We start from the raw sequence: 12994 nt of genomic DNA on the forward strand, positions 1-12994 counted from the left end.
CCGCGGCGAGCGGGCGCCGCGTGGCTCACGCGTCGGCGGTCTGCCCGGTCTGCCGTTGCAGGTCTTCCATCAATTGTTCCGCGAGGAAGTCGCACGGCGGCCGTTTCGACTTGGTGCTGCGCGCGAGGATCAGCTCGAGCGGCGGCAGGTCGGGCAACCCGTGCGAGCGGCCGAGCATCGACAGTTGCGCGGGAATCGCGCAGCGGGCGAGCGGCGCGACCGCGAGGCCGGCCTCGACCATGCTGAGCAGGCCGAGCAAACTCGGGCTTTCATACGACGTGCGGTACGGCACTTTCGCGCGTTCGAGGCTGCGGATCGCGTTCTCGCGCGCGACGCTGCCCGGCATGAACACCGCGATCGGCAGCGGCCGTTCCTCCCAGACGCGCGGCCCGTTCGTCATCGCGGCCCACGCCATCGGCTCGTGGCGGATGAAATCGCCCGACAGCCCCTTGATACGCGTCCCGCACACGAGATCGACGGTGCCCTCCTTGATCAGCGGCGCGAGCGCGCTGCTCGGCAGGCCCATCACCTGGATCTCGACCTTCGGGTAGGTCGCGGAGAATTTCTTCAGCACCGACGGCAGCAGTGACGACGCATAGTCGTCCGGCACGCCGATCACGACCTTGCCGGTCACTTCCGGCCGCACCACGGCCGCCCATGCCTCGTCGCGCAGCGCCAGCATCCGTCTGGCGAATCCCAGCAGCACTTCGCCCTCGCGCGTCAGCACGATGCTGCGCGGCTTGCGCACGAACAGCGGCCGGCCAATCGCGTCCTCCAGGCTCTTGATCTGCATGCTCACCGCCGACTGCGAGCGGTTCACGGCCTCGGCCGCGCGGGTCATGTTGCCGGTTTCCGCGACGGCGACGACGGTGGCCAGCACGTCGTGATCGAGCATCTTCATGGGTATCAGGAAAACTGAACGTAACGATCAGCATTATGCGTTTTTATTGTTGCTGTGTGTCTGCCATAGTGCGATCACGCTGGCGTTTCACCCGCGGGTGGCGCGGCGGTCGGGCCGGACGATCCGGCGTGCAGGGCTGAACAGGAAAGCGTGGTGAATCGATGATGGACCATCCGTTGCGCGCCGCACTGGCCGCGGAATTGCATGCCCGGCCGTTTCTGCGGCTCGCCGAAGCGGTGTCGCTCACGCACTACGCGATCTATGCGGACGGCCAGCCCGACATTCACGAAACGTTGCTGCACGCGCTGTGCCGCGACACGGGCATCGACGCGCCGTACGAAGGCGCGACGCACTACGCGGTGCAGTCGCCGTGCGGCTGGCACCTGAAGTGGGAGCGCCACACCGAATTCTCGACCTTCACGTTCGTCGCGCCGCGTCGCGACACCGGCTATTTCGACGATCTCGCGATCGACGGCATTCCGGCCGCGTGGTTCGGGCGGCTGGCCGGCATCCGCTTCGTCGCGGTGCGGATGGAACTGCTGTCGGGCGACGCCGCGCGGCTCGTGTGCGGCGACTTGCGGCGCTGGATCGACGGGCCGGCGCTCGTCGGCAGCAACGTGCTCGGCGGCGGCAAGGTGTTCTGCGACTGGCATGTGCGCGACGACGGCTTCATGCGCTTTCTCGTCGTCGACGAGGATTTCCGCGAGGAGCAGGGCGGCCGCCTGTTGCAGCGCCTGTATGAAATCGAGACGTACCGGATGATGGCGCTGCTTGCGCTGCCGGTCGCACGCCGGATGAGCCGCGAGCTCGACGAGATCCATGCGGCGCTGCATGCGTTGATGCAGCGGATGGACGCGAGCGGCGCCGACGGCGACGACGCGGCGCTGCTCGTCAGGCTTACGCATCTCGCGGTGCGGGTCGAATCGTTGTCGGGGTTGGGGGCGCGCTTCAGCGCGTCGCGTGCGTACGAAAAGCTCGTGCTGGCGCGTATTCAAGAGTTGCGCGAGGAGCGTATCGAAGGGATGCCGACGATCGCCGAATTCATGGAGCGGCGCTTCGCGCCGGCGATGGAAACGTGCCGCAGCGTGTGGGCACGCCACGAGCAGATCGCCGCGCGGATCGCGCGCGCGGTCGACCTGCTGCGCACCCGCGTGAATCTCGCGCAGGAAAAGGACGTCACGCGGCTGCTGGCCGGCATGGAGCGCACCGCGCGCAACCAGCTTCATTTGCAGCATGCGGTCGAAGGGCTGTCGGTGGCCGCCATTTCGTACTACGTGCTGTCGCTCGCGACGGCGGCGTTCAAGGCGCTGCACGTGATGAACCTGCCGGTCGATCCCGAACTGGCCGAAGGGCTGCTGATCGCGCCGGTCGTGTTCGCGGTGATTCACATCACGCGGCGCACGCGGGCGCAGCTTGCGCGGTCGGAATCCGCGCATGACGGCGCGCCCGTGCAGGTAGCAGCGTTGAAGCAGGTCGGTTAAACCATCAAAAACATAATCAAGGAAAGGAGTGGAGATGACTTTTTCGCAGAATCAAGCAGGTTTTTATAGCGGTCTCGATGCCACGTTCGACGAGCCGGTATCGGGTGATGCAGGCGGGCCGGAAGCGGCGCGCGTGACGTCGTATCAGGCCGTGCTGCAGGAACCGATGACGTCGCTCGTCGGGAATACGCTCGACCGGCCGGATGTCGCGGCGGTGGCGATCCTCGGGTACAACTGACGCGCGTTCCCTTCGCATCGTTTCGACGTCACGCCGGCGTTTCGTTCGAGTGAAACGCCGGATGTTCGCGCGGGACGCGGGATCGACGTGTACCGGCGCGGGAAGGAACTGAACGCGAGGTGGCGCGATCAGTTCGCTGTGATCGTTGTGGCCTGACGCGCTATAGTCGTGCGACGCCCGCCGCAGGTGCCGCATACCCGGCGGTCTTTTCACGTACACGTTCGCTTCGATGACAGCCCATCCCGACGTCACCCTTCAACTGACCGACACCGAGCAGCCGGCTGCCCGCGACTTCATCAGCCGCAAGCTCGGCGAATTCAACCATGCGATGACAGGGCGCGCCGACACGGCCGCGCTCGACGTCTACGTGACCGATCCCGCGACCGGCGAGGTCTTGGGCGGCCTCACCGGCCGGACGTCGCTCGGCCTGTTCTTCATCGATCTGTTCTATCTGCCCGAATCGCTGCGCGGCGGCGGCTTCGGCAGCCGGCTGCTGCGCGAGGCCGAAGCGGAAGCGAAGCGGCGCGGTTGCGCGCGTGCGGTGCTGTACACGATCTCGTTCCAGGCGCCGGACTTCTACCGGAAGCACGGTTACGAGACGTTCGGCGAAGTGCCGTGCGAGCCGGAAGGCGCGGCGCGCGTGTTCATGGTCAAGGTGCTGTGAGCGGCAACGGGCAGCGTCCTGACATCTCGTGACACGCCGGTCGCCCCGTATCGCTCTCGCATCACCGCCCGGGCGTAGCACGCTCGATGATCATGTCGTACAGCGCCCGCGCGGCGGGCGACAGTTGCGCGTTCCTGCGCGTGACGAGCACGAGTGAGCGCGACACCGACGGCTCGACGAGCTCGATCGTGCGGATCATCGGATACGCGTTCTTCTGGATCGCGAGCTTCGGCAACGACGGCCGCGCCGAGCCCTTCCGCGACGAGCCCGAGCGCCGTCGAGCTGCGCTGCACCTCGTAGAACGAATGCAGCGACACACCGCTCGTCTTCAGCGCGCCTTCGAGCAGCCCGCGATTGCCGCTCACTTCGCCGGCGAAGATCAGCGGATGCGGCTGCAGCGCGGCCCAGCGGATGCGCCGCCGCTTCGCGAGCGGATGATCGTCGCGGCATACGAGCACGTAAGGATCGTGCGTGAGCGGCACGCTGACGAGTTCCGGGTGCTGGTCGCCGGCGATGCTGATGCCGAATTCCGCCTCGCGCCGCAGCACGGCCTGCAGCACCGACGCCGACGCGTGATCGAGAATCTTCACGCGATCGTGCGGCCGGCGCCCGGAGAATGCGCGCAGGATGCGCGGCAGGTATTGCACGCCGACCGTCGGCACGCACGCGATCGTGACGTCGCCGCGCTGGCTCAGGCCCGTCTCGCGGATTTCGGTCAGCGCGTCGGCGAGTTCGTTCAGCAGCCGGCGCGCCTGCGGCAGGAAACGTCGGCCGATCTCGGTCAGCGTGGTGCGGCGCGTCGTACGCTCGACCAGCGCGACGCCGAGATACGCTTCGAGCTTGCGCAGCCGCTGCGTGATCGCCGTTTGCGTGACGTGCAGCGTATCGGCTGCCTGCCTGAAGCTGCCGCCGTCGGCGATCGCGACGAAAGCCTGGACACCGAGCGTATCGATCTTCATCAGAATCTTGAATCAATCACGATATTAAATTCATTTTACTTAAGGTCGCAGGCCGTCGCAGAATGCGCTGCATCGACGGCCTGCTGCATTCCCTTGCGCGGAAGCGCGGCGGCCGCTCATGCCGACAAGGAGACCTATCGTGACGACCCCGCTCGATCAATATGCGACCCAGTACGTGCAGTTCGAGGACGAACGCACGCGTCCGGTGCGCGACCTGCTGGCCGCCGTGCCGAACACGCCGATCCAGACCGCGATCGATATCGGCTGCGGGCCGGGCAATTCGACGGAAGCGCTGATCGCACGCGCACCGGACGCGACGATCCACGGAATCGACGCGTCGGCGGACATGATCGCGGCCGCGCGCCAGCGCCTGCCGGCGCTGCGTTTCGACCTTGCCGATGTCAGCACCTGGGACGATCCGGGCGGCTACGACCTGATCCTGTCGAATGCGGTGCTGCAATGGGTGCCCGCGCACGACACGCTGTTCCCGATGCTCGTCGGCCGGCTCGCGCCGGGCGGTCATCTTGCGGTGCAGATGCCCGACAATCTCGACGAACCGGCGCACCGGCTGATGCGCGAAGTCGCCGCGGCCGGCCCGTGGGCCGACAAGCTGAAAGGCGCGGCGCGCACCGAGCGGTTCGATGCGCGCTATTACCATGCGCTGCTCGCGCCGCTGTGTTCGCGCGTGGACGTGTGGCGCACGACCTATTACCACCCGCTGCGCGGCGGCGCGGATGCGGTCGTCGAATGGTTCAAGGGCAGCGCGCTGCGGCCGTTCCTCGCGGCGCTCGACGACACCGAACGGCGCGCGTTCCTCGCGCGCTATCGTGACGCGCTGGCCGGGCCGAACGGCTATCCGACACAGGGCGACGGCACGGTGCTGCTGCCGTTTCCGCGCCTGTTCATCGTGGCGACGCGCAAGTAACGCGGCAGTGACCCGGCATTGACGCGACGGATGGCGGTGCGTCAGCGCACCGGTGGCACCGATGCGGAGTCGACCGTGCGGCTTCGCGCGGTCTGGCCGTCGCGCAGGTCCTTGTACCAGAACAGTGCGACTTCCCCGGCGTTCTCCCCATCGGCGCGCGTTATGCGATCGCGGCCGGCCTCGTGTGGGCGAACTGGACGCATACGAAGTTCACGCCGCTGTCGGGCGAATCGTCGAAGCTGAACAACGACGAAATCGGCGGCCGCTATGCGTTCTCGCCGGCGTTGAGCGGCGGTCTCGGCTATACGTTCGCGAAGCTCGACGGCCGTTATGAAGGCAAGTGGCACCAGGTCAACGCCGTGGCCGACTATGCGCTGTCGAAGCGCACCGACGTGTACGTGAGCGCGGCCTATCAGAAGGCGTCGGGCAGCAACACGATCAACGGGCGTGCCGTGCCGGTGCAGGCCGAGATCGGCTCGTCGCCGTCGTTCGTCGGCCGCGCCGGTGCGAACACGCAGTTCGTCACGCGGATCGGCTTGCGTCACAAGTTCTGATCGACGCATGACCCGGGCGCGCGCCCGGCGGCGCGCATCATGTTTGCGCGCCGGCCGGGATGGATGGCCGCGACCTCAGAGACTGATCGCAACAGGGCCGGCGAGCGGCGTGTAGCCGTCGTCGAACAGATACCACGCATCGTACTGGCCCGATGCGAGCGTGCTGTTCGCGGTCGACGAGAACAGCAGCGAGCCGGTGCTCTTGGGCAGGTACGCCCACGACTTGTAGCCGCCCTTGGTCGGCTGCGCGCCGCGCGGATAGATGCCGACCCAGTTCTTCGGGCTGTGGCGCCACGGCGGCACGACGTAGTCGAACCGCAGCGTGCCGTACGACGCGCCCTGCGACGAAAGCGCCGCGACGAACTTGCCGTTCGTATTGCCGATCGCCGAATCCGTCAGCAACGTGCCCGATTGCGCCTGGACGCAGCCGGCGACACGGCGCAGGAAGGTCGGGTCGTTCGCGTCGCGGATGCTCGCGTCGTACCAGCCGGCGTCACCGTACCACGTGATGGTCCGCGTCGCGCCGGCCGGTACGCTGACCGACTGCGCGCGGTTCATCCCGTAGGCGTTGTCGACGAGCTGGAACGTCGTCGCGCTCGCGCCGGCGGTGTTGTCCAGCGTGATCTGCACGTTGCCGTTCTGCACGTCGTAGCAGAGGCTGACTTCGGCCGTCGCCCCCGCGTTGCCCGACGCGCCGATGTTGCCGCGGAACGTCTGCAGGAAGCCGTTCGGGCCGTAGATCGAGTAGTCGTAGCCGCCGCCCGAATTCAGCGCGAGCGCATCCGTGAGACACGTGCCCGTGCCGGCGCCGATCGTATATTGCCGCGGCGTGGTGCTCGTGCCGTCGATCCACGCTTGCAGATGCACGGCGGCCGCACCCGTGTTCGCCATCGTCAACCCGAGCGTCTTGCCCGAGCGGTTGACTTTGCCCTGGACGAAGAACTCGTACGGCAGCCGGCACGCGGTGTTGCGGCCGGTGGTCTGTGCCGGGACCGCCGTGGTGGTGGCCGGGGGAATCAGGACCGTCGAACCGTTCGGGTCCATGTTGCTGGTCGCGGCGGGGATGGCGGGAATCGTCTGGTCCGCATTCGCGAAATCGAACGCCGACGTCAGATCGCCGCACACGGCACGCCGCCACGGCGTGATGTTGGTTTCCTGCAACCCGAAGCGCGCTTCCAGGAAGCGGATCACCGACGTATGGTCGAACACCTGCGAATTGACCTTGCCGCCCTTCGACCACGGCGAGATCACGAACATCGGCACGCGCGGGCCGAGCCCGATCGGCGCGTCGCCGCTCGCCGAGCCATCCGATGCGGCACCGCCGCTGGCGACGAATTCAGCGGCGGTCGAGACCGTCGAGCGGCCGGTGCCGGCGGCGGCGCTCGCCGGAACGGCCGGCGGCACGTGATCGAACAGGCCGTCGTTCTCGTCGTACATCACGAGCAGCACGGTGCTGGCCCACACGGCCGGATTCGACGTCAGCGCATTGAGCACGTTGCTCACGTACCATTCGCCGCCGCTCGCGGCCCACGACGGATGCTCGCAATAGGCGTAAGGCGCGGTGATCCACGACACCTGCGGCAGCGTGCCGTTCGCGACGTCGGTCCGCAACTGGCTGAAGAGGGCCGTGTCGTATTCCTTGCCGCCGCCGGTCGGATCGATCTGCGTGCCGTTGAGCGCCGGCGCGAGCGGATCGTTGGCGCCGAGGTTCTGGTACTGCCTGAAGTTCAGGATGACGTTGTCGCCGTAGTTGCCGTTCCACCAGAGATCGCTCTTCGAGCCGTTGTATTCGCCGTAGCCGTGGCCGGCATCGAGCCCGTTGCCCTTGTCCTGGTAGAACTTCCACGTGACGCCGGCCGTGTTCAGGCGTTCCGGCATCGTGGTCCAGCCGGTGCCGGTCATCGTGTTGGTCGTGTAGGGCGAATAGCCGGCGACGTTGCCGCAGCAGCCGGTCCACAGATACAGGCGGTTCGGGTCCGTCGGGCCGAGCATCGAGCAGTGGTACGCGTCGCACACGGTGAACGCGCTCGCCAGCGCGTAATAGAACGGAATGTCGTTCTGCGTGAAGTAGTACATCGTGCCGCTGCTCTTCGCCGCGACCCAGTTGTCGTAGCGGCCGTTGTTCCATGCGCTGTGCGTGCCGTTCCAGCTGTGATCGAGATCGCCATAGTACGTGTCGCCGTTCGCGACGCCGGAAACGGGCGGCGACGGGTTGAACGGAAACACGTAGGACAACGGCGCCGGCTGGCGCCACACCGGATAGCCGCTGGAAATCACGACCGGCCGCGGGTCGCCGAAGCCGCGCGCGCCGCGCAGCGTGCCGAGATAGTGGTCGAACGACCGGTTTTCCTGCATCAGGATGACGACGTGCTTGACGTCCTGGAGGGTGCCGGTGACGCTCGCAGCCGGGATCGACTGCGCGCGCAGGATGCTTTCGGGCAGCATGCCGGTCACCGCGGTGGCGCCCGCGAGTTTCAGCGCATCGGCGAGGAACTGACGTCGTGTCGTGGGTTTGTTTTGCATGATCGCTCTCTGTCGTGGATGACGGATGGGGCGTGCGTCGGTCAGTGGCACGCGGTCGCGCAATGCACGACCGGTGCGGACGTCGAGGCCGGTGCCGATGCCCGCGCGGCGGCGACGTTGCCCGCCGGGCTCGAGTCGCCGTCGCCGCAAGCGGCCAGCGTGCACAGGAGCGCGATCATGAAAACGCTGCGCCAGTGTGGAATGCGGCTTGCCGCATGGCGCGGCGGTACGGCTTGTTGACGATCCGGATCGAGTCGGATTCCTGAATGATCGGAATGAATGCTGCGTGCGCTGTATTTCATTTCCCCTCCAGACATGAAAATGGACAGCAGAGAATATCGCCCGAATCAGAACAACTTCATGACAGGCCAGCCGCGCGTGCCGGCCACCCGGGAAAGCTTCGAGTCGGGATGGGGCGCGACCGGATGCGTGACGTAGTCGAGCAGCGGCACGTCGTTGATCGAATCGCTGTAGAAGTAGGGTCGTTCTCGGGCGCCGACCTGCTGCCCGCGCCGCGCCACGGGAAGCGGCTGGCGGGCATCGTCGCGCGCGTGCTCGAGATCTGGGCGAGGCGGGTGTGCTGCCGGCGTTCGCCGCGTCGGCCATCGTGTATGCTTGCCCGCATCGATCTAACGGCGGACAACATGAAGACTTCGGCACACCCCAAGCCTGAGGTGCGGTTCAGGATGCGTATCCAGCAGGCCGACACGATCGCGCTCGGCCCGGGCAAGGTCGCGCTGCTCGAAGCAGTGCGCGAGCATGGGTCGATTTCGGCGGCGGCGCGCAGCCTGAACATGTCGTACCGGCGTGCGTGGCTGCTGATGGACGAACTGAACCGTTCGCTGAAATCGCCGGCGATGGTGTCCGAGCATGGCGGGCAGAGCGGCGGCGGCAGCGTGCTGACGCCGGTCGGCGAGAAAATCATCCGCCTTTATCGCGGGATCGAGGAACGGGCGTATGCAGCTTGCGCGGACGAGATCGCCGCGCTCACGAAAATGGTGCGCCGCTGAAAGGCAGGGGGCATCAATCCTCGTGCCGGCCTACCCGTGCCGCAGGCAGAAGCGTGACGACGTGTCGCCCGCGGCGGCATCCGGCACGATGACGTCGCGCGCCTGCGCATCGAGCCGCCCGATCAGTTCGACGAAGCTGGCCACGCTGGCGGTCCGCAGCGGGTAGTACGCGACGTGGTGTCGTTCGCAGATGCGCTTGAGCAGGTTCATCGAATCGTGGTCGATGCAGTCGACCGGAAACACGACCATCTGCGCGCCCGGCAGCGCCGCGGCCAGCAGGCCCTTGCGATCCTCGATGCCGCCATCGTGCAGCGTCACTTCGCCGCCCGCCGTTTCGACGATCCGCCGGATCGCGCGATTCGAGCCGGGCCGCCCGCCGACATAGACGACGCGCATGCCCCGCAGCATCGACAGCGAATTCGCCGCATGCCCGGCCGGGTCGTCCGTTGACGCCTGCACCGCCTGCTCGAGCGCGCTTGCCTCGGCGCGCAGCGTCTTCACCATCGCCATCAGGTCGTCGAGCCGCGCGCGCATCGCGCGGGCGCTCGCCTGTTCCGCGGCGATCCGCTGCTCGGCCGCCTCGCGGCGGCTCGTGTGCAGCGCGAGCCGTTCGTCGCGCGCAGCCAGCGCTTCGCGCAGCGCGTGTATTTCGTCGTGCAGCAGGCTTTCGTCCGCCGGCGGTTGCGCGTTCCGGTGCGCGTGGAGCGCATCCCGCTCCTGCAGCGCCGCGTCGCGCTGCATGCTCATCTCGTGCAGGCGTGCCTGCTGCCGCTCGATCTTCGCGTGGAGTTCCGCATTCTCTTGTTCGAGCGCGACCAGCCGCCGGATATCGGCGCGATTGGCCGCGCCGACCAGGTGCGACAGCATGTGCAGATCGCCGAACGCGGCCTGACGCACGGCCATCGTCGCGCGCGGATGCGTCATCAGCGCCCAGTACGCGGGCGGAATGTCGCCGCTCGCGAGCGCGTCCTTCCAGCGCGCGAGGAGCGCGTCCGCGTCGTTCGCGCCGTCGAACGCGCGGATCGCTCCGGCATAGCGCTCGTCGAGTGTCTTGTGCAACGCCTTGGCGCCGGCCGTGCCGCCGATCGCGAGCTCGACGGCCGCGTGATGAATCTCCAGATCGGTCGCGCGCTGGCGGTCGACATCGGCGAATTTCGGCACGAGCTTGCGCAGTTCATGCGTGGTCAGGCAGGTGCCGATGATCGAGCAGTGCAGGTTCGCATCGAGTTCGGACAGGCGAGCGCGACGCTTCAGCTCGACCTGTTGCGCGCGGGACGGCGCGCAGCAGGCGTCCCGCGCGCCGGTTGCCGCGGGCGAATGGCCGCCGGACGACGAGAGATCCGCCGTGCGGGCCAGGCGAAAGGGCGGAGCGTGCATGGTTGACCTCTATCCGGCACGATCGAGCCGGAGACGGATGCGCGAAAGATGGAGCGAAATATACCACGGAATATAACGGGGGAAATTCCGGGGAAACCGCCGGGCAATGCGGGATCGCGCGGTCAGCACGGCGCCGTCGAACGGCTCGTTTGAGGCCGGGCGGCAGGTGTCGTAGGCGGAACAGGGTGCAATGCCGGCGCATGACGCGCCATCACCGATTCGACGCACAACCCGACGAACAGCACGTCGACGTGCTCCAGCGCGATGACCGCGCGGCGCATCGCGGCCGGGTCGTTGCTGAACGCGTCGGAAAACACGTCGTCGCGCGTGCGTTCGAGGCGGCGCGCGTGGCCGATCGCGCGTTCGAGTTCGGGCAGCCGCGTGAAGCGGGCGGTGCGGGCTTCGTGTTCGAGCGCCGACAGGAGTTCACGAAAGCTCATGGCCGACAGCGCGTCGTCCGGCACGGCTTCGGCGTGCGCGGCCGAGAACATCCGGATGAAACGCGCGACGCTGCCGCGCAGGCGGCGGAACGCGTCGACGACATCGGTGACCTGCTGCGCACGCGCGTCGCTCGACAGCGGCTTGAGCGCGCTGATCTTGCGCACGAACGGCAGTTCTCGAGCGCTGGGCAGCGGGGTGCGATCCGTCGACGGGCGGGGCATGACGTTTCTCCGGATAGGCAGATGTCGATATATTCTACTGAATATATCGAACGCGCAAAAAAGGCGATGCCATACCGCAAGACGCGAGGTCGAAAACGACCGTAACGGCCTCGCTCGTCAGTCGATTGCTCGACGGGGCTCGATGCGAGCGGCGCCGTATCGACACGGCGTAGCCGGGGGCGGCCGCGGCCAGGGCGGGTCAAGTTCCGGCAGAAGGGAGCGCGGTCGCGGCCGAGCCCCACGCGGCGAGTTCACGCTTCGTGCGCACGCCGAGCTTCGCGAATGCGCGCTTCACGTACGACTCGGCCGACGCGACGCGCACGCCGAGAATCCCGGCGGTTTCCGGCACGGTCTTGCCGGAGAGCAGGTGCTTGCAGGTTTCGTATTCGCGCTTCGACAGCTTCACGCCGTCGGCCGCGAGCCGCGCATCGAATTGCGCGAGCGGATGGACGTCGGGCGGCGCGTGCGCGATGCGCCGCGCGGCGGTGGTCGACGCATGCAGTTCGAGCAGCGGAAACAGCACGTCGCTGATGTTGCGGAAGCGGTTCATCTCGGCGAGCGTGAACGGCGGCCGGTCGCGGCCGCGCTCCAGTGCGATCGAATGCTGCGAATAGCGCGTGCCGCGTGCGAGCACGCATTCATGGCCGATATGCACGTCGTCGAACAGCCGCTGGCGGAATTCGCCAGGCGGGATCGCCGCGATGTCGCGCACGACGAGCATCGTGCCGGTCTTGCCGCGCAGGCCAGCGAACAGTGGGTCGCTGTCGAGAAAGCGCTCGTAGTAGAGCGTCATCACGTCGGAGATTTCGGTGGACGCGGCGCCGATGCCGCTGCTGCCGATCCATTCGCAACGGTAGCCGGTGGGCATCGTGCCGTCGACGCGCGAGCGTTCGACGTGTGCGACGTCGAGCGGCACGATGTCGTTCAGCAGTTGCGTGAGGCGCGGCACGAAGTGCGGCGTGCCGACCGTCTCGATCAGCTCGCCCAATGCCTTGAACGACACGTTGAAGCGATTGTTGTCGCGGTGGAAGGAGTTCACGTTGAGCAGCATGCGGTTACCCAGGGCCTATTTCGCCCATTGACGCGCGTTCCCCTGATACGAAAAAAGCATGTGTGGGGCTGGCCATCGGAACGGCCGACCGCAAGCCCGTTGTCAGCGGGAGCAGGCCCTTGAAGCGGCTGGATTCTAGCGTTTGCCGCGACGGACGTCATCAGGGGGAAATACCGGCAGGCGTCCTGTCGATCCGTTTGCCCCGTAAAACGTCGCGTGTCACCCTGACGAGGGCATATCGGGGCAGTGTAAACGAGTCACTGCGTATCCGCCTTTTTCAATCGAGTGACAAACGATTCCGATGACCGACCTGATCACGGACATCCTGTCGCCGGGCGCACGCATGGGCGAATTCAAGACGCTCGACTTCGGGAGGGGCGAAAGCGAGTGGCGCGCGGCCGAAGGCAAGCGCGGTAGCTGCATCGACGGCTGGCGGGAAGACAACGGCAGCTCGGTGGCGTTTCCGGAGTCGACCGCGTCGGTGACGTGGCGGCCGACCTGCGCACCATCGGCATCGATACCGATACATGTGCGCACGCCTACTCAGCCGGCCATCCTCACGACCTCGCGCGTGACGGGTTTCGGCGGTTAGGACGCCGCACGGGGCAGCGGTCAAGCAGGGCGGCGCAGGTGTGCCGCCCTTGTGCGT

13 protein-coding genes and 3 pseudogenes are annotated in these 12994 nt (G+C 67.1%); 7 read left to right on the forward strand and 9 right to left on the reverse strand.

The annotated features are described in order from the left end of the window. Positions 1-25: 25 nt before the first annotated feature. On the reverse strand, positions 26-901 hold the full coding sequence (locus HWX03_RS34755) for a LysR family transcriptional regulator (protein WP_175874406.1): 876 nt from the start codon (positions 899-901) through the stop codon (positions 26-28). Positions 902-1062: 161 nt separating this feature from the next. Between HWX03_RS34755 and HWX03_RS34760 the strand changes: the two genes are divergently transcribed. From HWX03_RS34760 to HWX03_RS34770, 3 genes are all read left to right on the forward strand, one after another. Continuing rightward, a complete protein-coding gene (locus HWX03_RS34760) occupies positions 1063-2382 on the forward strand; it encodes a DUF3422 domain-containing protein (protein ID WP_175874407.1) in 1320 nt (439 codons plus the stop codon). A gap of 34 nt (positions 2383-2416) precedes the next feature. Next, positions 2417-2620, forward strand: coding sequence for a hypothetical protein (locus HWX03_RS34765; protein WP_175874408.1), 204 nt, complete (start codon positions 2417-2419; stop codon positions 2618-2620). A gap of 229 nt (positions 2621-2849) precedes the next feature. Next, on the forward strand, positions 2850-3284 hold the full coding sequence (locus tag HWX03_RS34770; RefSeq protein ID WP_089435884.1) for a GNAT family N-acetyltransferase: 435 nt from the start codon (positions 2850-2852) through the stop codon (positions 3282-3284). Here the strand turns inward: HWX03_RS34770 and HWX03_RS34775 are convergent. Continuing rightward, a complete protein-coding gene (locus HWX03_RS34775) occupies positions 3212-4243 on the reverse strand; it encodes a LysR family transcriptional regulator (protein WP_244132856.1) in 1032 nt (343 codons plus the stop codon). The genes HWX03_RS34770 and HWX03_RS34775 overlap by 73 nt on opposite strands. 139 nt (positions 4244-4382) lie before the next feature. On the opposite strand from HWX03_RS34775, the gene tam reads away from it, so the two are divergent. Beyond that, on the forward strand, positions 4383-5168 hold the full coding sequence (gene tam, locus HWX03_RS34780) for a trans-aconitate 2-methyltransferase (protein WP_175874409.1): 786 nt from the start codon (positions 4383-4385) through the stop codon (positions 5166-5168). A gap of 41 nt (positions 5169-5209) precedes the next feature. Here tam and HWX03_RS37375 read toward each other — a convergent pair. After that, positions 5210-5323: pseudogene (locus tag HWX03_RS37375) on the reverse strand (GNAT family N-acetyltransferase); the annotation flags it as partial. On the opposite strand from HWX03_RS37375, the pseudogene HWX03_RS34785 reads away from it, so the two are divergent. After that, positions 5318-5722: pseudogene (locus tag HWX03_RS34785) on the forward strand (porin); the annotation flags it as partial. The pseudogenes HWX03_RS37375 and HWX03_RS34785 overlap by 6 nt on opposite strands. A 75-nt stretch (positions 5723-5797) precedes the next feature. Here the strand turns inward: HWX03_RS34785 and HWX03_RS34790 are convergent. The 3 genes and pseudogenes from HWX03_RS34790 to HWX03_RS37135 all read right to left on the reverse strand — a co-directional run. Next, positions 5798-8245 (reverse strand): phospholipase C, phosphocholine-specific, encoded by a 2448-nt coding sequence (locus HWX03_RS34790; RefSeq protein WP_175874410.1) that lies wholly within the window; start codon positions 8243-8245, stop codon positions 5798-5800. 41 nt (positions 8246-8286) lie between these two features. Then, positions 8287-8424, reverse strand: coding sequence for a hypothetical protein (locus HWX03_RS37130; RefSeq protein ID WP_244132857.1), 138 nt, complete (start codon positions 8422-8424; stop codon positions 8287-8289). Between the two features lie 168 nt (positions 8425-8592). Next, a pseudogene (locus HWX03_RS37135) lies at positions 8593-8733 on the reverse strand (HAD-IB family hydrolase); the annotation flags it as partial. Between the two features lie 123 nt (positions 8734-8856). Between HWX03_RS37135 and HWX03_RS34805 the strand changes: the two are divergent. Further along, positions 8857-9255 carry a winged helix-turn-helix domain-containing protein gene (locus tag HWX03_RS34805; RefSeq protein ID WP_244132858.1) on the forward strand — a complete coding sequence of 133 codons (399 nt, stop codon included), beginning with the start codon at positions 8857-8859 and terminating at the stop codon, positions 9253-9255. 30 nt (positions 9256-9285) lie between these two features. Here the strand turns inward: HWX03_RS34805 and HWX03_RS34810 are convergent, their stop codons facing one another. The 3 genes from HWX03_RS34810 to HWX03_RS34820 form a co-directional block, all read right to left on the reverse strand. Then, positions 9286-10632 (reverse strand): DUF2325 domain-containing protein, encoded by a 1347-nt coding sequence (locus HWX03_RS34810; RefSeq protein WP_175874412.1) that lies wholly within the window; start codon positions 10630-10632, stop codon positions 9286-9288. A 122-nt stretch (positions 10633-10754) separates the two neighbouring features. After that, complete coding sequence (locus HWX03_RS34815) at positions 10755-11294, reverse strand: hypothetical protein (protein ID WP_175874413.1); 540 nt, start codon at positions 11292-11294, stop codon at positions 10755-10757. Positions 11295-11493: 199 nt separating this feature from the next. Next, positions 11494-12345: a helix-turn-helix transcriptional regulator gene (locus HWX03_RS34820; RefSeq protein WP_175874414.1), complete on the reverse strand. Its 852-nt coding sequence runs from the start codon at positions 12343-12345 to the stop codon at positions 11494-11496. Positions 12346-12646: 301 nt separating this feature from the next. Between HWX03_RS34820 and HWX03_RS34825 the strand changes: the two genes are divergently transcribed. Beyond that, a complete protein-coding gene (locus tag HWX03_RS34825) occupies positions 12647-12937 on the forward strand; it encodes a hypothetical protein (RefSeq protein ID WP_175874415.1) in 291 nt (96 codons plus the stop codon). Positions 12938-12994 lie beyond the last annotated feature (57 nt).

The organism is Burkholderia sp. BCC0397 (genome assembly GCF_902832865.1).
In the GTDB taxonomy this organism is placed as follows: Bacteria; Pseudomonadota; Gammaproteobacteria; order Burkholderiales; family Burkholderiaceae; genus Burkholderia.

Bases quoted from the DNA above. Each gene is read 5' to 3' on its own strand.
- HWX03_RS34755 (WP_175874406.1), bottom strand. From the start codon at position 901: ATGAAGATGCTCGATCACGACGTGCTGGCCACCGTCGTCGCCGTCGCG.
- HWX03_RS34760 (WP_175874407.1), top strand. From the start codon at position 1,063: ATGATGGACCATCCGTTGCGCGCCGCACTGGCCGCGGAATTGCATGCC.
- HWX03_RS34765 (WP_175874408.1), top strand. From the start codon at position 2,417: ATGACTTTTTCGCAGAATCAAGCAGGTTTTTATAGCGGTCTCGATGCC.
- HWX03_RS34770 (WP_089435884.1), top strand. From the start codon at position 2,850: ATGACAGCCCATCCCGACGTCACCCTTCAACTGACCGACACCGAGCAG.
- HWX03_RS34775 (WP_244132856.1), bottom strand. From the start codon at position 4,243: ATGAAGATCGATACGCTCGGTGTCCAGGCTTTCGTCGCGATCGCCGAC.
- HWX03_RS34790 (WP_175874410.1), bottom strand. From the start codon at position 8,245: ATGCAAAACAAACCCACGACACGACGTCAGTTCCTCGCCGATGCGCTG.
- HWX03_RS37130 (WP_244132857.1), bottom strand. From the start codon at position 8,424: ATGATCGCGCTCCTGTGCACGCTGGCCGCTTGCGGCGACGGCGACTCG.
- HWX03_RS34805 (WP_244132858.1), top strand. From the start codon at position 8,857: ATGCTTGCCCGCATCGATCTAACGGCGGACAACATGAAGACTTCGGCA.
- HWX03_RS34810 (WP_175874412.1), bottom strand. From the start codon at position 10,632: ATGCACGCTCCGCCCTTTCGCCTGGCCCGCACGGCGGATCTCTCGTCG.
- HWX03_RS34815 (WP_175874413.1), bottom strand. From the start codon at position 11,294: ATGCCCCGCCCGTCGACGGATCGCACCCCGCTGCCCAGCGCTCGAGAA.
- HWX03_RS34820 (WP_175874414.1), bottom strand. From the start codon at position 12,345: ATGCTGCTCAACGTGAACTCCTTCCACCGCGACAACAATCGCTTCAAC.
- HWX03_RS34825 (WP_175874415.1), top strand. From the start codon at position 12,647: ATGACCGACCTGATCACGGACATCCTGTCGCCGGGCGCACGCATGGGC.